Origin of the sequence: Bacillus sp. SJS, from assembly GCF_000732485.2 — a bacterium.
In the GTDB taxonomy this organism is placed as follows: domain Bacteria; phylum Bacillota; class Bacilli; order Bacillales; family Bacillaceae; genus Metabacillus_B; species Metabacillus_B sediminis.
Map to the genome: position 1 here is coordinate 121,291 of NZ_JAQV02000022.1, position 19,514 is coordinate 140,804.

At 46.0% G+C, this 19,514-nt stretch carries 18 protein-coding genes; 4 read left to right on the top strand and 14 right to left on the bottom strand.

From position 1 onward, the window contains the following. Positions 1 to 154: 154 nt before the first annotated feature. A complete protein-coding gene (locus AS29_RS12910) occupies positions 155 to 619 on the top strand; it encodes an RDD family protein (RefSeq protein WP_051860667.1) in 465 nt (154 codons plus the stop codon). A 69-nt stretch (positions 620 to 688) separates the two neighbouring features. Here the strand turns inward: AS29_RS12910 and AS29_RS12915 are convergent, their stop codons facing one another. From AS29_RS12915 to recQ, 4 genes are all read right to left on the bottom strand, one after another. Beyond that, positions 689 to 1,723, bottom strand: coding sequence for an SDR family oxidoreductase (locus AS29_RS12915; RefSeq protein ID WP_035407480.1), 1,035 nt, complete (start codon positions 1,721 to 1,723; stop codon positions 689 to 691). Positions 1,724 to 1,776: 53 nt separating this feature from the next. After that, the gene (locus tag AS29_RS12920; RefSeq protein ID WP_035407483.1) at positions 1,777 to 2,346 is read right to left on the bottom strand and encodes a TetR/AcrR family transcriptional regulator; all 570 of its coding nucleotides are present in this window, start codon (positions 2,344 to 2,346) and stop codon (positions 1,777 to 1,779) included. Positions 2,347 to 2,499: 153 nt separating this feature from the next. Continuing rightward, positions 2,500 to 2,805 (bottom strand): putative quinol monooxygenase, encoded by a 306-nt coding sequence (locus tag AS29_RS12925; RefSeq protein ID WP_035407487.1) that lies wholly within the window; start codon positions 2,803 to 2,805, stop codon positions 2,500 to 2,502. Positions 2,806 to 2,818: 13 nt separating this feature from the next. After that, a complete protein-coding gene (recQ, locus tag AS29_RS12930; protein WP_035407489.1) occupies positions 2,819 to 4,954 on the bottom strand; it encodes a DNA helicase RecQ in 2,136 nt (711 codons plus the stop codon). Between the two features lie 368 nt (positions 4,955 to 5,322). Between recQ and AS29_RS12935 the strand changes: the two genes are divergently transcribed. Then, positions 5,323 to 6,600: a trypsin-like peptidase domain-containing protein gene (locus AS29_RS12935; protein WP_035407493.1), complete on the top strand. Its 1,278-nt coding sequence runs from the start codon at positions 5,323 to 5,325 to the stop codon at positions 6,598 to 6,600. 178 nt (positions 6,601 to 6,778) lie between these two features. Continuing rightward, positions 6,779 to 7,900 carry a histidine kinase N-terminal domain-containing protein gene (locus AS29_RS12940; protein WP_082883846.1) on the top strand — a complete coding sequence of 374 codons (1,122 nt, stop codon included), beginning with the start codon at positions 6,779 to 6,781 and terminating at the stop codon, positions 7,898 to 7,900. A 129-nt stretch (positions 7,901 to 8,029) separates the two neighbouring features. On the opposite strand, the gene AS29_RS12945 is transcribed toward AS29_RS12940, so the two are convergent. Beyond that, positions 8,030 to 8,953 carry a toxic anion resistance protein gene (locus tag AS29_RS12945; RefSeq protein ID WP_051860668.1) on the bottom strand — a complete coding sequence of 308 codons (924 nt, stop codon included), beginning with the start codon at positions 8,951 to 8,953 and terminating at the stop codon, positions 8,030 to 8,032. Beyond that, a complete protein-coding gene (locus tag AS29_RS12950; RefSeq protein WP_035407495.1) occupies positions 8,950 to 9,579 on the bottom strand; it encodes a 5-bromo-4-chloroindolyl phosphate hydrolysis family protein in 630 nt (209 codons plus the stop codon). Before AS29_RS12950 ends, AS29_RS12945 begins: the two co-directional genes overlap by 4 nt. A gap of 221 nt (positions 9,580 to 9,800) precedes the next feature. Between AS29_RS12950 and AS29_RS12955 the strand changes: the two genes are divergently transcribed. After that, positions 9,801 to 10,316: a DinB family protein gene (locus AS29_RS12955; RefSeq protein WP_066099062.1), complete on the top strand. Its 516-nt coding sequence runs from the start codon at positions 9,801 to 9,803 to the stop codon at positions 10,314 to 10,316. A gap of 36 nt (positions 10,317 to 10,352) precedes the next feature. Here the strand turns inward: AS29_RS12955 and AS29_RS12960 are convergent, their stop codons facing one another. From AS29_RS12960 to AS29_RS12995, 8 genes are all read right to left on the bottom strand, one after another. After that, positions 10,353 to 11,654, bottom strand: coding sequence for a M48 family metallopeptidase (locus tag AS29_RS12960; RefSeq protein ID WP_035407498.1), 1,302 nt, complete (start codon positions 11,652 to 11,654; stop codon positions 10,353 to 10,355). Between the two features lie 152 nt (positions 11,655 to 11,806). After that, positions 11,807 to 12,643 carry a tryptophan 2,3-dioxygenase gene (kynA, locus tag AS29_RS12965; protein WP_035407502.1) on the bottom strand — a complete coding sequence of 279 codons (837 nt, stop codon included), beginning with the start codon at positions 12,641 to 12,643 and terminating at the stop codon, positions 11,807 to 11,809. Then, a complete protein-coding gene (gene kynB / locus AS29_RS12970) occupies positions 12,640 to 13,272 on the bottom strand; it encodes an arylformamidase (protein ID WP_035407505.1) in 633 nt (210 codons plus the stop codon). Before kynB ends, kynA begins: the two co-directional genes overlap by 4 nt. After that, on the bottom strand, positions 13,273 to 14,556 hold the full coding sequence (gene kynU, locus AS29_RS12975; RefSeq protein WP_035407508.1) for a kynureninase: 1,284 nt from the start codon (positions 14,554 to 14,556) through the stop codon (positions 13,273 to 13,275). Positions 14,557 to 14,927: 371 nt separating this feature from the next. Continuing rightward, the gene (locus AS29_RS12980) at positions 14,928 to 16,955 is read right to left on the bottom strand and encodes a catalase (RefSeq protein WP_035407511.1); all 2,028 of its coding nucleotides are present in this window, start codon (positions 16,953 to 16,955) and stop codon (positions 14,928 to 14,930) included. Between the two features lie 199 nt (positions 16,956 to 17,154). Beyond that, the gene (locus tag AS29_RS12985) at positions 17,155 to 17,397 is read right to left on the bottom strand and encodes a hypothetical protein (RefSeq protein ID WP_035407514.1); all 243 of its coding nucleotides are present in this window, start codon (positions 17,395 to 17,397) and stop codon (positions 17,155 to 17,157) included. A gap of 32 nt (positions 17,398 to 17,429) precedes the next feature. Next, positions 17,430 to 18,518 (bottom strand): ABC transporter permease, encoded by a 1,089-nt coding sequence (locus tag AS29_RS12990; protein WP_035407517.1) that lies wholly within the window; start codon positions 18,516 to 18,518, stop codon positions 17,430 to 17,432. Beyond that, a complete protein-coding gene (locus tag AS29_RS12995) occupies positions 18,515 to 19,438 on the bottom strand; it encodes an ABC transporter ATP-binding protein (protein WP_035407520.1) in 924 nt (307 codons plus the stop codon). Before AS29_RS12995 ends, AS29_RS12990 begins: the two co-directional genes overlap by 4 nt. Between the last annotated feature and the right edge of the window lie 76 nt (positions 19,439 to 19,514).

The window sequence follows — 19,514 nt, forward strand, 5'->3', positions numbered from 1 at the left end:
CTGTTTTATGATAGAGGACAAAATTATTTTCTGTTATGTAATAGTTTAGTATAAATATAACAATTATAGTAGTTTATACCTTAAATAGTGAGAGTAAATGAACCCGGTAATTTCAAATAATTACCTAAAAAGGAAAGGATGAGAGTGTTAAGACATGGATAACTCAGTTAAGTATGGAGGATTTTGGATTCGGTTCGCGGCAAGTCTAATTGATTTTGTCATTTTATTTACCTGTTTTTATATTCCATTTTTGCCCATTATCTTTGGAGAACCACCGGAGAGTATAACTCCTGTGATCTTGATTTACGCAGCAGAATACATTGCAGGTCTTGCCTACTTTATCATAATGCCGGTAACTTCCTGGCAGGGCACCATAGGGAAAAAACTGCTTGGATTGAAGATTGTGAATGAACATGGTGGAAGATTAACGATTGGGAAGTCAATCCTCAGATATCTTTCCTTTACAGTAAGCGCGCTCATACTATATATAGGTTTCATAATGGATGGATTCACCAGCCGGAAACAAGCACTGCACGACATGATGGTAAAAACGTATGTGGTGAAAAGCCGCACTTCCTCTGTTGCGGAGCCGATTTCAGGACAAGCAGCGTTTAAATAAGCTTTACCATTCAATTAGCAAAAAGGATGGAATTCAGCACAGCTTGAACTGTTTGAATCCCATCCTTTTTCATATTAATCCATCTTCATCCATTTGCTCTTTCTGATCAATGAGCGTGGTTTCAAGGCTGCGGTAAGTCATGCCTAGCTCACGCACGCTTTTACTGTGGTCAAACTTTGCCGGGATTCCAACGTTTTTGGAGACATAGGGGCGAGTCAGTCCGATTTTTGGTGCCAGCAGCCATATGAGCGGCTTCGGGACTTCCCATTTTGGAAGAGGATATTGCTTAGGAAAGTTCTTTTCCAGCACCTTCGCCATATCAAGCAGGGTCGCTTCTTCATTGGAAAGCAGAAAACGCCCGGAGGCTGTGTTCATAAACGCGGCAAGCTTATGTGCTTTGGCGACATCCCTGACATCGACAACCCCATTTACAAGGCGCGGCACACCGGTTTTGTATTTCCCTTTCAGCAAATCAAGAATGGTCGCAATGCTTGTGGAATCGGTTCGTTTTGCGAGTGACGGTCCAAGAACGAAGGTAGGATTAATCGTAATCAAGTCCCATCTGTCTTGTTTTTCGGCCAGCTCCCAAGCCTCTTTTTCCGCAATCGTCTTTGAATAGCTGTATGGCTGGTGGGTGACTGAGCTCGTTGTGTTCCAGTCTCTTTCCGTAAAAGCCGGCTTCCCGTCCATATCGGCGTTATCGCCGAAAATGGCTACAGCACTGCTTGTCAGGATCACTCTTCTAACTGAATCAAACTTATTTACAGAACCAAGAACGTTGCGAGTACCTTCTTGAGCAGGCTTAATCAAGTCTACTCTGGCATCACGGAACCCGCTGATGAAAAATGGAGAAGCCGTGTGGAAGACATATTCGCAGCCGTCAACGGCTTCATCAAAGCTTCCTTCTCTGAGCAGATTCGCTTGATAAACCTGAAGACTCCCTGTCGAATTTTTCTCCACTTCAAGCAGATGGCTGTAATTCGCCGTTTTTGATTGATCGCGAACCGTAATTCTGACGTTATGTCCGTCCTCCAGCAGTTCTTTTACAAGCCATGACGCAACATAGCCTGTTCCTCCTGTAACCAGTACTGTTTTTTTCATCATTTATTTCCTCATTTCATTCATACATTGAACGTTCATTCAATTAATGCTTTATGTTATTGTCTTATTGATTCCCAGCAAGCCTCCGTCACTTTTTCAATCAGCTTTTCATCCATGTGAATGGTCCCTGCATCATGCTGCTTTGCGAGAGAAATTGCGACATCCAGCGTAAGGGCGAAAATTACCGGATCAGGAAGGGGCTTGATAATTTGTTCCTGTTTTGCTCTATTAAAGACCCTCATAATGGGCTCGTAGTATGTATTAACGGTCTCCTGAATTTGGGGGCTATTGTATGGCGATTGCAAAAACTGCTCCATAAACAGCATCTCTTCCGGACGGCGGACAGACACTTCAATCGTGCTTTTCACAAGCTCCCGGATCTGTTTTCTCAGTGACTGGCTTTCATCCAGCCTCTTAATAATCATCTCCGAAAAATCCCGTTTTACTCCAATATATAATTCATTGATCAGCTCATCTTTATTGCTGAAATAATGATAGATAATCCCTGCGCTTACCCCGGCCTTCTTTGCCACCTTTGACATGGAGGTCCCATGAAACCCATGTTCAGAGATCAGCTCCAATGTAGCTCTCAGGATAGAGCCATGTTTTCCTTCTGTTTGGCCCAAGCAGTGAATCCCCTCTTTCTTGATTGAATGTTCATTCAATATCATACCCATTTCGTTTCAGAATGTCTACTATAAGAGAATCTTGTCACAATTTGTCTATTAAAATGAGCATCCCCTTTTAAGGGGATGCTCATTCTGTTTAAAGGCTCCGTTTTAGAGCCCTTTTCCGCCCACCGGCTTAAAAGTACTGATTCTTTCCATCCCTGCAATGATTGGCTTCGCCTGCATAATAAGATTTTGCGTTGCCTCCATTGCCAGAGATGCCTTGTGCGCTTCTTCATTGATCCAGACTTCATACACCATGACAGCATCGGGTTCGTTTTCAGCTGCACTGACAACATACAGTTCGCAGCCTGATACTTCTTTCATTGCATGTGAGGCTTCTAAAAGAATGGAGGCGAGCTGCTCACCGTACCCATCTTTTGCCGTCAATTTTCCGAACAAACCGAATCTGTCCATCTCCATCCCTCCGTTATTGTGCAGGCTCCGCTTTTTTCAAAACAAGAAAGGCTTTAATCATAAAATAGCTGATCTCTTCCGGGAGAAGCTCTTTAATTGGTTTAAGGCGATCCGCGCCCGCTTCCAAGATGGCTTGTTCAATCTGCTCCCTGTATTTCATTGGAACAAATTCTTCATGCTGAACGATTTCTCCTGCTTCTAAGCATTTAAGCAAATGATTCTCGACCGTTTGGATGGAGATTTCTCTCTCTTCAGCAATTTCTTTGAATCCCTTCCCATCCCTGTACATCTGGAGGGTTTCCAAGTGAGAGTTCCCGGTAAGTTTGCGTATCGGTTTTTTAGGCGGGGCCTCCTCTGCCAGCTCGCTTTTGTACTCCGGATTCTGTTCTTTAAACTGGAAGATTGCTTGAATAAAAGCTTTCCCATACTTGTCTGCTTTATGCTGTCCAACTCCAGAAACCTGCAGGAATGCCTCCTCGGTTTCTGGCTGCTTCACACACATATCCTTTAGAGCTGTATCTGAAAAAATAACGAACGGCGGCACTTTTTCCTGTTCCGCCAGCGATTTCCTGACTGAACGAAGCTCCTCGAACAGCGGATCTCCTGCAGCAAGCGTCTTCGTCTGTACAGCCTCTTTCCGCTGAACAGGCACGTTCCCCATTAGTACGTCCTTGCCCCCCGGATTCACATAAATCAGCGGATACGTGCCATGCTCCACCCCGATTAGATCCTGCGAGATAAGGAACTCAATAAATGAGGTCACTTCCTTTGCACTCTTATCCTTCATGATTCCGTACGTCGGAAGCCGGTTAAGACCAAGGTCGATTACCTTTCTATTTTGAGAACCGGTTAGCACCTGGGCAACAAGTGCTTTTCCAAAACGCTTCTGCCCCATACGGATTACGCAGGACAGCACCATCTGCGCCTCTTTCGTCACATCCCGGCTCTCCCTTGAATCCGTACAGTTGCCGCAGCGGCCGCATGGGGGCATGTCCATCTCACTGAAATACTGAACAATTTTCCTCTGCAGACAGTTTTCCGTATGGCAATAATCCACCATAAGCTGCAGCTTCTCGAGCTCCTGCGGCATGCGGGTCCGGTCGCTTGACTGATCAATGAGAAACCGCTGAACCTGAACGTCCTGCGGGGAGTAGAGAAGAATGCATTCACTATCAAGTCCGTCCCGTCCGGCACGGCCCGCCTCCTGATAATAGCTTTCCATGTTTTTAGGAAGCTGATAATGGACGACATACCGGATGTTGGATTTATCGATTCCCATTCCAAACGCCGAGGTTGCCACCATAACGGACGTCCGGTCGAGAAGAAAATCCTCCTGGCCGCTGATTCTGTCCTCATCGCTCATCCCTGCATGATATTTTGAAACACGAATTCCGCTCTTGTTTAATAGATCATGGAGCTGGTCCACATTTTTTCTTGTTGCCGCATAGATGATGCCTGATTCAGTTTCATTTTTTTTCAAAAAATCCTTTAAATAGGGAAGCCGGTCCTGGCCTTTTACGACGGAAAAAGATAGATTCTCCCGTGCGAAACCGGTCAGGATGGAGTGATCTTCATCGATATTTAGTGACTGGCAAATATCCTCGCGAACCTTCGGGGTTGCCGTTGCCGTCAGAGCCATCACCACTGGTTTCACCGGAAGCTGGGTGATCATTCTCTGAATCCGCTGATAGCTTGGACGGAAATCGTGGCCCCACTGCGAAATACAGTGTGCTTCATCCACAGCGACAAGCGGAATGGAAAGCTCCATCAGCTGATTCATAAACTCATATGATTCAAGACGCTCGGGAGCGATATAAAGCATCCGGTATTCCCCCTGCTTCGCTTTCATCATGCGTTCATGAACATCCGCTGCCGAAAGCGAGCTGTTTATATAAGCCGCCGGAATGCCTGCTTGCAAAAGCGCATCCACCTGATCCTTCATCAGGGAAATGAGCGGAGAAATAACAATTGACGTTCCTGAAAACATAAGGGCGGGAACCTGGTAGCAAATGGACTTCCCGCCTCCCGTCGGCATGACGCATAGTGTATCGTTTCCTCCGAGAACCGATTCAATCGCCTGCTCCTGCCCGTTCCGGAACGATGAATATCCGTAGTGCTTTTCGAGCAGTGACCGTGCCTGTTGAAGCATCTGCCTTCATCCTCTCTCAAATCTTCTTCCTCTATTATAAGAGCAGCTGCATGATGGTGCAAAATGCGGAAATTTATTTTTGGATTACTAAATTTTAGGCTCTTTTAAAGCCAGGTGTTGATTTTTAACACCGGTTGATTGGAGTGGAAGGCGTGAGACTCCGAGCTGAGAGCAGCGGGAAAGGTGAGACCCCGCAGGCGCAAAGCGGCGAGGAGGCTCACCGCCCGCCCCGCGGAAAGCGATCGCCTGCAACGGAAATCAACAGCCAAATTTTAAAAATGAGAAACAATTAAAAGAATCATATTGAAAAATATCCCATAAAGCACTAAACTACTAATAGTCTAATAGTCCTAAAAAGGAGAGTATTTATGTATTGTAAACATTGTGGAACAGCCATCACGGAACGCTCAAAATATTGCCCTCATTGCGGACGTTCCCTGAAAGGCAAACCTTATAAACTTCTGACCCTGCTAATGTTATCTATATGCATTTGCGCCGGTGTTTTCACTGCTCTATATATGGAAATGACAAATGCTGATTCATCCGCAAAGGAACTTAAGGCTAGTAAGGCTCCTGCAGTAAATGTGAAAAATAATGATGTAAAACAGACAAGTACGAAAAATATCGAAACTCCTCCTGTACAAAAAGCAGCACCAGAGCCCGCAAAAGAATTGTCACAGATAATTGACGGCGCACAGCCAAAAGTGTTTACCATTTTAAGTGATTATTCACAGGGCTCAGGATTTCTAATTAATAATAAAGGAGACGTCTTAACGAATGCCCACGTGGCCGAAGGAAGTTTGTACTTGACGATCCGCGATAATAAAGGAAACGACCATAATGGAACTGTGATTGGCTATAGCAATGAAATCGATATTGCCATCATAAGGGTAGACAGTTTAGCCGGCCAGACTCCACTTGCGCTTGAGGAGACGAATGAGTCGAAACTTGGGGATGAGGTAATTGCTCTTGGCAGTCCGCAAGGCTTCGAAAATACTGCTACTACCGGTACCATCAGCGGTGTAAACCGAACGTTCTACATAGAACCTCATACGTATGAGGGAATCTATCAAATTTCGGCGCCAATTGCTCCCGGCAGCAGCGGCGGTCCGCTCCTGGATGGAAAAACAGAAAAAGTGGTTGCAATTAATTCAGCCCGCCATGGTGAAGAAGCTACTATCGGCTTCAGCATTCCATTGTTTAAAGTGATGTCTATTATCCATGATTGGGTCAGCCATCCAATGTCAGCAGAGGAAATAACCAGTCTATTTTATACGGACGAAGGAACTTACTTTTACCAGGATCTTTACGATGATAGCGAATACTACTTCGACGGCGGCGATTATACCAAGGAATATGATGAAAACACTGCGGAAGAAGAAGACAGCTATGAAGATTCTTATTACGAGGATGCAGAACCCTATGATGAGAACGAGACATTTTACGAAGAAAATGCAGAAGAACCGCCGGCCTCAGGAGAGGATGAAGATCCATACACGGAAGAGGTTCCAGAAGATGTTTATACTGAAATTCCTGAAGAAGATTTAGAAGAGGATGAGGACATTTACACGGATCCACTTACTCAGGATGAAGATCTTCAAGAAGAAACAATTGAAGAAGATGAATCATCGGTTGAGACACCTTAATTTTCACCAAAAAAAAAGCAGAAACGTTCATGTACTTGAACCGGTTCTGCTTTTTTCTATTTTTCAAACTTTTGCATATCTGCTTATAAAGAAGGAGTTTTGCTATTTTTGTCGAATAGCTCTATAAATTAATCATTCCGAAAGTAATAGAGGATTATCCTGCGAAATGAGGAGAACTATGAAACGGTCATTACTCGAATCTCACAAAAAACTTTTGGTTCGTTTTCTGGATGAGCAGCAGTCTGTCTTTTTGAATGAATGGCATGAAACGATATTCATCGGGCAAGTGGATCCTCATAAGGAAAAAATTAAGGAGAATGGATCGACTATGTTCTCTTTAATTAGACATGCGATTGTAGGGAATATATCTGAAGAAGGCATCAAGGAGCTGGCCTTTAAGGTGGCAAAGGAACGGCTGGAAGCTAATGTGAATATTGGCGATTTTGTCTTCAATGTCAATGCCGGGAGAAGCATTATTATCCGGAACATCTTCGATTCACAGATTCCCGTTCAGGATCTGCAATTCTTTATTGACCACATTAACCATCAGTTCGACTTGTTTTGTTACCATGCGGTGTCAAAATATACGAATCTGAAAAACCAGGAATTAAGTGAAAAAAACACGTATATCCATGAAAATCATAAGGATAAGCTCGCACTGCTCGGACAAATGTCCTCAAGCTTTGTCCACGAATTCCGGAATCCGCTCACATCCGTTATGGGGTTTATTAAGCTATTAAGGAATGACTATCCTAATTTTCAATATCTTGATATCATCAATCACGAGCTCAATCAGCTGAATTTCCGTATTACACAATTTCTTCATACCTCAAAGGCAGATTTTAACGGAACTGAAAAGGAAAACACATCTATATCCAAACTGTTTGAGGATATCCGCGAGCTGACCTATCCAAGCATTGTGGATACGGATGTAAATGTGATCAGCCGGATGGAAAGTGACTTGGTCATTTCCACTTATAGGGATGAGCTTAAACAGGTATTGCTTAATCTTTTTATTAATTCAATTGATGCATTAAAGCACAAAGAGAAGCCTCGAAACCTCCTCATCAATGGCTGCAGGGAGAATGGACAGGCGATTCTTTCCATCTCTAACAACGGCCCTGCCATTCCAGCCGAAAACATTAAAACCATCTTTGAACCCTTCTTCACGACAAAAGAACTCGGTACCGGGATAGGACTGTTTGTATGCAAAAAAATCGTAGAAAAGCACGGCGGCTCTATAACGTGTGAGTCGGACGAGGATCTAACTGTGTTTACCATTACTTTGCCTGCCACTTAAAGCATGGGAAAGCCTATGACTATTGGGTTATTATACCAAATATACTCCTTAAATATCCATATAAAGCACTGGCGTTTACACAAAAAATCGAGTGGAAAACCATTCGGTTCACACTCGATTAGCACTTCTTTATGTTCTGTCAGCAAATTCTTTCTCTGCAGCCTGCTTCTGCATTTGTGCTGTCTCTTGTATTTTCAGCGATTCCTCCAGATTTCTGCGCAGCTCTTCCTTTGTTTCATTCACATGCTCTCTTGTGTCTGCACCCTCTGCCATCCGGTTCATCTCTGCATGAGTTTCTCTGGCTTTATTTTGTCTCAGCATAGCCGATTCCATTGTGATCTGATTTTTCCAAAGCGGGATGGCGGTCAGGATTGATGATTGGATTTTATCAATAAGCAGCTGATTGGTTTGCTGGATAAGCCGGATTTGAGGAGCGCTTTGCCGTGTAATTTCCCTGCTTACCTTCAGATCATACAGCCGGCGTTCCAGCCGCTCCGCAAAGCGGGCAGTGTCTTCTGCCTTTTGCTTATGCACCGGATCCTCTGACTTCTCCAAAGCCGGAATCTCTTCCTGCCGAAGCTCCCGCAGCTTTAACTCAGCTGCTTCTATATACACGTTCAATTCCTTAAAGTAAGACTGATTTTGAGCAAACAATTCATCCAGCATCGCAACGTCAGCACCCAGTACGTTTTTGCTGTTTTCAAGCTGCAGTGTGACACGGTCCAGCTGGGCGCTCATTTTATGGTACCTCGAAATAAGCTCCTGGGAGGAAGGGGATTTTTTAAATAGTCTCGTCATGAAATTGAATCCTCTTCCCCGGTCCGGATCGGCTTCATCCAGCTTTCTCATTAAATCACGGATAAACAGACCAGCATTCCCGCGGTCCTTCTCCTTGACATAGTGCATCATTTTATTGGAAAGCGAAAGAAGACCGGACTGGGCAGGCACGCCGTAGGATGCAATTTCTTCCCCGATATCTGGATTAATTTGCGCTGCCGTTTCCTGAATCCTCCTCCGCTCCCCTTCTGAAAAGGTACGTTCCTGCAGATTCATTTTAAATCCTTCGCCTGATTAATGGATTGCTTTGCCACATCCAATTCAAAATGCAGCTGACTGATATCATCGGATAGAACGTGGTACAAATCCTGCTCAATCGTATAAAGCAGCTCCTTCAGCGTCCGGTTTGATTCCTTGAGCGACGAATGAATTTCATCACTTTTCTTCGGCTGAGCGGATAGAAACGCATACCGTTCTGTAAGCTCGACTGCAGAGTCCAAATGTTTGTAAAAAAACGGCTCTGCCCGGTAAAAACGCTGCGGATCCTTTTCGGCAAGGCGGTAAATTTTTCGTACCACCCGGAGCAAATCCACCCTCTGCTTTAAAAGTGAAATACTGCGGATGGAAAAGAGCGCCCGGCTGAGACGATTGATTTTTCGTTTTGCTTCTTTTAAATTTTTCTGTATATAACGGTATTCACTTCTCGTGAGCTCGTGTTTCTTCAAATAGCGGGCATGGACGATTGCGGCAGCCGTTCCGTAAGTGAGCGCGCCGCCCAGCAAGGAAATTCCGGAAGCAGCCAAATAAGGCTGGGACAAAGGAAAAAAGCTGATCAGCCAGACGGTCATCATAACCGGCATGGCCGTAAACACCCCTGCAACATGCGGGATCAACCGATTCATATTCAATCGACTCCTGACATAAAATCTTACTCTTTATACGAATGGGTACAGTTTCCGGTTTCATCTTTCTTATTCTTATCGTACACGAATTGCCCCGTTTCTTCCATAGACCTGGAAAGGTATCGCCAGGTAAGACCAGAGGCGTATATACAACCATTATAGACACGCGAACCTTCAATCATGCCCGTTCGAGTATAATAGATGGAAAAGGAGTGATCTGTTTGCTAATGCGGCCGGAGAAAAATGACTATCACACATACTATCAATCCTATATTGAACAAATTCCGGAAGGGGACCTGATCGTCCTTCTCGCCGAGCAGCACAAAAACACAAGCAGCTTGCTTGAGAATTTGTCTGATGAGAAGGCACTTTATCAGTATGCACCCGAAAAATGGACCATCAAGGAAGTCATCGGCCACATTGCTGATACTGAACGAATCATGGCTTACCGTCTGCTCGGTATTTCCCGCGGTCAACAACAGGAATTTCCCGGATATGATGATGAGAGCTACGTTCAAAACGCACGGTTTAACGAGGTTTCTTTAACTGAGCTGTTGGAAAATTTGAAGGCTGTCCGCCTGGCGACGATTACTTTGCTTAGAGGGCTGCATCAGGATGCGTGGGCGCATCGCGGGAGAGCGAATGGGGGACCTGTTACTGTTCTTGCGCTGGCGGCCATTATTGCCGGCCATGAGCGGCATCATGTGAGGATTTTGGAGGAACGGTATTTGAAATAAAGAGGCACTCCCCGTTCTCTGGGAGTGCCTTTCGTTTTACTTATATTGATTTAACAGCTCTAAAAATTCTTCATTGCCCGTTTTTTGAGCGATGTCGAAAATAGTCTCCCCATCGCCGTTTTCATGGTTTGGATCTGATCCTGCTTCAAGCAGAAGTTTTGCTATTTCAACGTTTTCAAGTTCAGCAGCGGTCGTTAATGGAATGTATCCGTACTCATCTTCAATTTTAGGATCTGCACCATTCTCAAGCAATAGAGTGACCATTTCAGGATCTCCGCCGTACACCGCTCCTATTAACGTGGTTTCTCCAATTTTATTTTGTTCATTCGGATCAGCGCCTTCTTCAATCAGCTTCATTGCTTCCTCCGCATTTCCCTCTTCAGCAGCTTTAAATAATGGAGGATTCTCTAAGTTCTCATCTTCGCTGTCATCTTCCAGAATCCCACTATCTTTCACAGCAGCTTCAAAGCTTGTGAACGCATATATACCAAGCGCGGTGAATGCAGCCGGAATAAGAATCCCCGCACCAAGCGCCATAATAATCACATACTTCGTACTTCTCTTAAGCTTTGCTGATTCAGGCAGCCCTGCAAAGTCTTCGATTGCAGCAATTCTCTTTGGAAGCGGAGGATGGGTGGAAACGAGCTCCATTAAGGTGACTAAGAACCCCTTTTTTTCGTTATACTGCTCAAGGAATTCCGGCAGCTGAATATTTTTAAACAACCGTTTTCCTGCCGCAAACACCAATAAAGCCTGAATGGCACGATCCGGTTTCTGCGTATAATGAACCGCCATCCGGTCGCACGTATACTCACAAGCTCTGGAATAAGCTTCTCCAAGAAATGGTACCCACATGGCAGGAAACACATAAAAGTTTTTCCCGATATGGTTTCTTTTAATGTGGGCAAGTTCATGTGCAATTACGTATTCAACCTCATCTTCGCGGCCGTCCTCTGCAAGCTCCACAAAATCTGAATACAAAATCACAAAATCTTTTCCAAACTGACTGAATATCCTGGTTGCAAAAGCATTCAGCACTCCGCCGGATTCAACAATGTAAACCTCGGGCATTTTTTTCAAGCCCATTGCTTCGCTGATCTGTTTCGTTCTCTCATATAAAGACGGAAACTGGGTTTCTCTTAATCTCACCCCGTTTACTTGAATATGCGCCATGGAAATCGCATGGCTGAACCATGTAATCAGGCCCAGCGCAGCCAAAATGACAGCACCTACAACGGATATAAGAAGCGATACAATAATAGCAAGACTCGCAATTAAACAGAAAACAAATAATAATTCCTCACGCTTGTGAACAAGCTTCATCTGGTCGGTATTCATCTTTCGGACAGTTCTCCTCTTGAGTTTCATTTTGGACCTCACAAAGAATTATTCTATCACCCTTTCTGTTCCTGAAGTAGGGTTTTTTGGAAAATCTACAAGACTATTTTCTTACCAAAAGAGACACTCCCGATGATCAGGAGTGCCTCTATTCAAATCTCCGTCCTCAAATCCCATAGCTCGGGAAAGAACTGCTGATCTAGTACTTTTTTCAGATAGTTAACTCCGGAAGAACCGCCCGTCCCCTGCTTAAAACCGATAATCCGCTCCACCGTTTTCATGTGACGGAACCTCCATTGCTGCAGCCAGTCCTCAATATCAACGAGCTTTTCCGCCAGCTGATACAAATCCCAGTATTGATCCGTGTTGCGATAAACCGTCAGCCATGCAGCCTGGACGGAGTCATCTTTCCTATAAGGCTTCGTGCAGTCTCTGTTTAAAATATCCGGACTGATAGGGAGGCCTGCTTTCGCAAGTGCCTGGATGGAAACGTCATATAGACCGGGTTCTTTATATGCTTTTTCCAGACGTGCATGAAGCTCCTGGTCCTTTTCATAAATTTTCAAGACATGCGGCGTTTTGTATCCAAGCGCAAACTCAATCATTCTGTATTGATAGGACTGAAATCCGGAAGCCTGACCGAGCGTATCCCTGAATTCCATGTATTCGGAAGGCGTCAGTGTGGATAGAACGTCCCATGCCTGAATGATTTGAGATTGTGTTTTTGAAACCCTGGCCAGTTGTTTGAATGCCGTCTGCAAATCTCCTTTAACGATGGCGGCAATAGAAGATTCCAGTTCATGGAGAATCAGCTTCATCCAAAGCTCACTCACCTGGTGGATAATGATAAACAGCATTTCATCATGATGATCAGAGAGCCTTGCCTGACCGGCTAAAATTTTATCCAGCTGGAGATATTCCCCGTAGGTCATACTGTTTTTGAAATCGGTATGTATGGATTTTTCAGAATCGGCCGGCTGCTGCGTCATTCGCCACTCCCCCTTTTTTTAATGACCGCCCTTACTGGACTCCCGTCCGCTCCTTCAATTGGAAGGGGGAGCGCAATCAGGTCATAATCACCCGGTTCGATCTCGTCGAGCATGATGTTTTCAAGAATATGTACACCGTTTTTATATAGAGCGTGATGAGCCGCCATATCCTTGCTGTCCAGCTGGTCGACGGATGGAACGTCTACCCCGATCAGTGAGATTTCCTTTTCTTTAAGATAGTCGCCACAGTCGGGATCAATTGGCACAATTTTTTCCGGAAAGATTTCCGGCTTGTTCGGGACGGCTGTTTTGATTAGCAGGCGGGTAACTCCGTCTAGGTTATATCGGCATAGTGTTTCCCTGCTGATTTGGAGCTGATCCGTCATATCGATGACTCTCGCTGGGCCGATGAACAGATTGATATCGAGCTCGTTTATTTTCGGCCCGCGGTCATCGAAGTGAAACGGTGCGTCCACGTGAGTACCACTATGCAGGCTGGTCGTTATTTTCCCGATGTTTACAGAGCCGGTCTGTTCCTTTGTATAAACCGTTTCATAGGAAAATGGAGTATCACCGGGCCAATGGCCGATTTTGGAGTTCAGCGGCTGTGAAATATCAATCCATGTCATCTAGGCCACCACTCCGCGCTTGTTTTCGAATTTTTTATACGTTTCTTCCTTCATGATGATCTTCAGCTTTTGAATGGTCCGCCATACATCCCCGAAAGAGTTGTAAAGAGCGACGGGTGCAAGGCGGATTCCATTTGGCGAGCGGAAATCGGGAATGATCTTCTCTTCTTTTAACGCCCGGCAGATTCTTGCCGCTTCAGGGTGCTCAATGAAAAGATGCCCGCCTCTCGTATCATCGATTGGATTGCGAATCGTAAAACCATACTCCGATAGTTCCTGACTCATCAGGTCCATCATGTATTGAGTCAGTTTTAAAGATTTCCCGCGGATTTTTTCCATGCCGGCTTCATTGAAAATGGAGAGTGAACCGAGCAGCGGCGCTATACTCAGGATATGCGGAGTCCCCATTTGAAAAGCTCCAGCATGCGGTGCTGCAGTCAGCTCATGCTCCATATCGAACTGCTTCGATTTATCCGAACTGAACCAGCCGGCAAGTCCTGGCAATGTGCCGAAGTGACGCTTGTTTACATAAAGAGCGCCGACTGCACCGGGACCGCCGTTTAAGTGTTTATAGGTGCACCAAAATGCGAAATCGACGTTCCATTGTGAAAGATGATGCGGGATGGAACCGACTGAATGGCACAGATCGAAGCCGATAAGGATTCCGCGTTTGTGCGCTTCTTTTGTCAGTTTTTCCATATCCAGCACCTGTCCGCTCCGGTACTGTACACCAGACAGGATAACTATGACAACCTCCTCCGTCATCGCGGCGATGATATCCTCTTCATTCAAGGTGTGGCCATCGCGGCTTTTCACCTTGATGAGGTGCTCGTTTGGCTCGTATCCTTTTAGATGGAGCTGGCTTTGCAGAGCGTAGATGTCAGTCGGGAAGGTGATCTCATCGGTCACAATCTTCGTTCTTGTGCCTTTTGGCTTGTAAAACGTTGCGATCAGCTGGTGGAGGTTCGCTGTAGTGGAGCCTGTAACGATGACTTCCTCCGCTTCTGCACCGAGGAGCGGAGCCATCTGTTCGCCCAGCTTTTCCGGAAGGTAAAACCATGGATGCTCCCCCTCAGTCCAGCCATCAATACCGAGCGTTTTCCACGAATTCAGGAGATCGTGGACCGCCTGCTCGGACCGTTTAGAGAGCAGTCCAAGTGAGTTGCCATCGAGATAGATTGTATCTGGGGATATGTAAAATTCCTGGCGAAAATGAGCCAGCGGATCTTGTTCATCAAGGTGCTTGGCGAATTCTAAGGTGTTTTGACCGGTTTGTGCGGACATTTCAGTCAGTCCTTTCGGTTTCGGGTTTAATAGAATTATATTTTACGAATGATAGCGCTGTCAAAATAGGTTGGAGGGAAGTATATTATCGAAAATCTTGATATATTATTGAAATCGGCGATTTTTTTATCGAAAAGAGGTACGCAGCGGGAGTTTGGCAGACCGGCTGAAGCATTTATCGGCTATTCTGGCGATATATCGGCGATTTTTTTGATATATCGACTAAAATAAAAGTATATCGACGATTTTGGGATTATATCGACGATTATTTCGATATATCGATTTTTCGACATAGTTCGACTACCACCCACGACGAAGGTACCCACAAAAACAGCGGCCTCCCATTGGAAGGCCGCCGCTACCGATCTTTCTTAAATTATTTCCCGATCCCAATGACGGTGTTCAGTAATCGCATCGATAAACGCCGAAGCAAACTTTTCACTGCTATTCCCGCTCACTACGCCTGGACTGTTCTTCATCTCATTCGCCTCAAGCCACTTCTCGCCCTCATGGGTCGCCCCAATCGGTTTATAGTGCATAAAGGCTTCCTGCAGGAATGCCGATGCATCGCGGTGGAATCGTTTGCTCGCTTCCTTGCCGCCAACAGCGTAAATCGCATCGAACAGTACAGAATCGCAAGTAAGGAAGGTGTGGTCCACTTTTTGCTCGCTTCCATCTGTGCCCTTCAGCTTGCCAAGCTTGCTGCTGATGATTTCCGGCTGGATGCCTTTTGCTTTCAGGCTATCAAGAACTGAGCTGACTTCCGGTCCGTTAAAGCCATCGTCCAAAATCACACCGACTTTCCGGGTTTCCGGACTTTTTTTCGTTTTTTCCTGGCTTAGTGCAGGAGAAGATTTCGTTACGTTCGAACCGCCCTGCTGCGGCGACGTTACGCCTATTGCTTCAGCAAACCCTTGGGCGAGCTCCAGGCTGACATTGGCGAACATATCGACAACCTGCTGCTGTACGGATTCGCTCTTCACCTTTCCAAGCTCGAAGCTGAATGCGTCAATAATATGCTCTTTTTCAGGCTGGCTCATGCTGTTCCAGAATAGCGTTGCCTGGGAAAAATGATCCTTAAAGCTGTCACTGCGCGCGCGAATCTTATATCCTTCCACTCTTTCCTGGTAATGAACGTATCCGCCCTCTTCGGCACTGGCCGGAGACGGTGTATTCGCAGCAAGCGAGTTTTTATGGTACGCGACCTGGCCGCGGTTGATCGTATGTCTTCCGTAGCCGTCACGCTGATTGTTAAAGAACGGGCATACAGGACGGTTGATCGGCAGCTCATGGAAGTTCGGACCGCCAAGGCGGATCAGCTGTGTATCTGTATAGGAAAACAGGCGTCCCTGCAGAAGCGGATCATTGGAAAAATCGATCCCCGGTACAACCGATCCCGGATGGAAGGCAACCTGCTCTGTTTCCGCGAACACATTGTCCACATTGCGGTTCAACGTCATTTTCCCAATCAGTTTCACAGGAATATCCTCTTCAGGCCAAAGCTTCGTTGGATCCAGCAGATCAAAGTCAAATTTGAACTCGTCCTCTTCTTCAATCATTTGAACCCCAAGCTCATACTCCGGAAAGTCTCCGTTTTCAATCGAGTCATATAAATCCCGGCGGTGGAAATCCGGATCATTCCCGTTGATCTTCTGCGCTTCATCCCAGACGAGGGAATGCGTGCCGAGAACCGGTTTCCAGTGAAATTTCACAAACCTCGCTTTTCCTTCTTCATTCACAAAGCGGAATGTATGGACACCGAACCCCTCCATCATGCGCAGACTTCTCGGGATCGCCCGATCGGACATCGTCCACATCACCATATGCGCCGCTTCCTGATTGTTCGCAACGAAATCCCAGAATGTATCGTGAGCCGATGCAGCCTGAGGAATTTCGTTATGAGGCTCCGGTTTTACCGCATGAACTAAATCCGGAAACTTGATTGCATCCTGAATAAAAAACACCGGGATGTTGTTTCCAACTAAGTCGTAGTTTCCTTCCTCCGTGTAAAACTTCGTCGCAAAGCCGCGGGCATCACGAACCGTTTCAGCAGAACCGCGTGACCCGGCAACCGTTGAAAAGCGGACAAAAACAGGGGTTTTCACAGAAGGATCCTGTAAAAATCCAGCTCTCGTATACTCCTTCATAGACTCGTAAACTTCAAACTCCCCATGCGCTGCAAAGCCGCGCGCATGCACAATCCGCTCCGGAATCCGCTCATGGTCAAAGTGGGTCATTTTTTCACGAAAATGAAAATCCTCCAGCAGCGTTGGTCCCCGTTCTCCTGCCTTAAGCGAAAACTCATCCTCAGAAACCTTTAACCCCTGATTCGTCGTCAGTTTTTTTCCCTCATCGTCGACCCGGTACTGTTCCAGCTGTTCATCCTTGCGATTGCTCACCTTGTTTTGCCACCCCTTTGGATAAGTATGTAAATATCGTGTCTTGTACTCTACCCTTGAAAGTTGGCGGGGAAACGGGAAATTCATAGCTAGTTATCTTTCAGGCTATGTTCCTCGAGCAATGTTGCAGACCTTCTGTGCCGACCAAAGCAGCGTATTCAGCAAGTTTTGATTTTTCAATAGAAAAAAACAGAACCCCTCAGGATTCTGTTCTGGCAGCAACCAGCGCGTTCAGCCGGTCATTTCGTTCCTCCCGCTCTTCCACAGAAGCAAGATCGTATTTTTTCAATAAATGAAAGACTTCATTCAATGTTTCCTGCGGCTGCTCGTTCTGCAAAAAACTCTCGGTGTCCATCGCCGTTTTCTGCGGCAGGTGTTCCTGCTGCTGCATAAGCTTCTTCAGGACGTCTTCACTTGAATGATCGAGATTGCAGATTCCCATAGAAATCACCTCTACCTATCTATTCCTTTTCCTTACTCCCATTTAAACGTAAAGCTCGCGATGATAAAAGCCCCTGCTACCCAGCATGCAAGAATCAGAGCTTCCGTACCAAGCGTCATTAGTGATGTTCCGACGTTCATGACTTCCCTCAGTGCATGGCTTAAATGGGAAATCGGGAGAACGTACACGATCGGCTGCAGGAAATCGGGCATGTCTTTGATGGGGAAAAAGACGCCGCCCAGGAAAAGCATCGGGAAGGAAAGGAAGCCTGCGATTGGCGCGGCGCTTTCCGGTGTTTTCGCAATTCCTGCGATAATAAATCCGATTGCCATAAAGGCAAGTGTTCCTAAAATAACAAAGCCAACAAGCGTCAGCCATGAGCCTCGCACGTCCACTCCGAAAATCAGCTGGGCGATGATGAGGACAAGCAGTGCCTGCAAGCCGTTCAGCATGAGGCGGGCAGTAATTTGAGCGGCAATAAAGGTTGATGCCTTAAGCGTCGTCCCCTGCATCCTTCTCAAAATACCGCGTTCTCTCCACGCCGCAATCTGACCGGCGACCCCGTTCATATTGTTGCTCATGATCATCATCGCAACAATTCCAGGTACGAGGAAGTCGATGTATTTCAGGTTGAGCGTTTCGATTCCTTTTGCTTCTGTCACAACGACCGGCTTGTAATTGACCTGCTCCTTGCTGATTTGATCAACCGCTCCGTTAACGAGCTGAAGCCCGATTTGGGATGCGGCCGCATTTGTTTCATCATAGTATACCGGCATCTTAAATGGAGCACCCTTGCCGAGCTTTTCTGCATAATCCTTTGGAATCACAATTGCGATTTGCAGGTCTCCTTTTTTCACGGCGCTGAATGCCTTGTCTTCATTCGATTCCTTTTCCAGCTCCATGGCCTGATTTTTCTTTAGTGCCTCTACAAACGCCTTAGACTCCGCGGATTGATCCTCATCTACAACGCCAACCGTGACGGACATGCTGCTGCCGCCGCCAAGAAAGGATCCGAGCATGACCATAAGAAAAATCGGAAACGCAAGCGTCCAAAATAAGACCTGGCGGTTCCGGATAAAAATCCGCAGCTGGGTTAACGTCAATTGCCAATATGCCTTCATGCTTCCCTCAAACTCCTTCCGGTCATATGGATAAAGACGTCCTCGAGCGTTGCCGTCCGGATCTGCAAATCTGCGAGCTTCAAGCCTTGATCGGCGGCTGTCTGGATGAGACTCGTTAAGGTTGCCTGCAGATTATCCGTATACAAAATGGTTGCGTCCTTTTGACTGCCAACCTGCTTCACTCCTTCTATTTGAGTAAGGTCCAGTTCGGCCCCTTCCTCTTCAAAACGGAATTCAACAGCATTTTCCGAATGAAGGCTCCTTACAAGCTCAGCCGGTGTATCCAGCGCAATCAGATTCCCCTGATCCATAATCGCAATCCGGTCGCAAAGTACATGGGCTTCATCCATATAATGCGTCGTCAAAACCACCGTTTTCCCTTTTTCCTTCAGCTTAAAGATGATGTCCCACAGTGTTCTTCTTGCCTGCGGATCAAGACCCGTTGTCGGCTCGTCGAGAAAAATAATCCACGGATCATGGACAAGAGCAAGCGCAATGGCAAGCCTCTGCTTCTGTCCGCCGGATAAGCTTTTAATCCTGCTTTTCGTTTTGTCCGTCAGCAGCATATCCTCAATGAGCGGATGGATGGGAATGTGCTTTTTATAAAAACTTGCATACAATACCAAAATCTCCTCAATCGTTAACAGCTCAAACAAGGTCGTCGACTGAAGCTGAACACCAATGACTTCCTTCACTTTATTTAAATCCCGTACTACATCAAATCCGCCGATATCCGCTGATCCACCGTCCGGCTTACGGAGTCCGACAAGCATCTCAAGTGTCGTCGTCTTCCCTGCTCCATTCGGGCCGAGCACACCAAATACTTCACCCTTTTTCACTTCAAACTTGATTCCATTCACAGCCGTGAAGTCCCCGTATTTCTTGACGAGGCTATTTACGCTGATAATCGATTCGCTCATTTTTCACACTCCAAAATGGGACAGATTGCCGCTGCCCCAAATATCTTTTACATAGGTATGTATTCTTTCTTCTTGG

What these genes read in the sequence shown, in the direction of transcription:
- AS29_RS12910 (WP_051860667.1), top strand. Translation starts at nt 155, where the DNA reads ATGGATAACTCAGTTAAGTATGGAGGATTTTGGATTCGGTTCGCGGCA.
- AS29_RS12915 (WP_035407480.1), bottom strand. Translation starts at nt 1,723, where the DNA reads ATGATGAAAAAAACAGTACTGGTTACAGGAGGAACAGGCTATGTTGCG.
- AS29_RS12925 (WP_035407487.1), bottom strand. Translation starts at nt 2,805, where the DNA reads ATGGACAGATTCGGTTTGTTCGGAAAATTGACGGCAAAAGATGGGTAC.
- recQ (WP_035407489.1), bottom strand. Translation starts at nt 4,954, where the DNA reads ATGCTTCAACAGGCACGGTCACTGCTCGAAAAGCACTACGGATATTCA.
- AS29_RS12935 (WP_035407493.1), top strand. Translation starts at nt 5,323, where the DNA reads ATGTATTGTAAACATTGTGGAACAGCCATCACGGAACGCTCAAAATAT.
- AS29_RS12940 (WP_082883846.1), top strand. Translation starts at nt 6,779, where the DNA reads ATGAAACGGTCATTACTCGAATCTCACAAAAAACTTTTGGTTCGTTTT.
- AS29_RS12945 (WP_051860668.1), bottom strand. Translation starts at nt 8,953, where the DNA reads ATGAATCTGCAGGAACGTACCTTTTCAGAAGGGGAGCGGAGGAGGATT.
- AS29_RS12950 (WP_035407495.1), bottom strand. Translation starts at nt 9,579, where the DNA reads ATGAATCGGTTGATCCCGCATGTTGCAGGGGTGTTTACGGCCATGCCG.
- AS29_RS12960 (WP_035407498.1), bottom strand. Translation starts at nt 11,654, where the DNA reads ATGAATACCGACCAGATGAAGCTTGTTCACAAGCGTGAGGAATTATTA.
- kynA (WP_035407502.1), bottom strand. Translation starts at nt 12,643, where the DNA reads ATGACGCAGCAGCCGGCCGATTCTGAAAAATCCATACATACCGATTTC.
- kynB (WP_035407505.1), bottom strand. Translation starts at nt 13,272, where the DNA reads ATGACATGGATTGATATTTCACAGCCGCTGAACTCCAAAATCGGCCAT.
- kynU (WP_035407508.1), bottom strand. Translation starts at nt 14,556, where the DNA reads ATGTCCGCACAAACCGGTCAAAACACCTTAGAATTCGCCAAGCACCTT.
- AS29_RS12985 (WP_035407514.1), bottom strand. Translation starts at nt 17,397, where the DNA reads ATGGGAATCTGCAATCTCGATCATTCAAGTGAAGACGTCCTGAAGAAG.
- AS29_RS12990 (WP_035407517.1), bottom strand. Translation starts at nt 18,518, where the DNA reads ATGAAGGCATATTGGCAATTGACGTTAACCCAGCTGCGGATTTTTATC.
- AS29_RS12995 (WP_035407520.1), bottom strand. Translation starts at nt 19,438, where the DNA reads ATGAGCGAATCGATTATCAGCGTAAATAGCCTCGTCAAGAAATACGGG.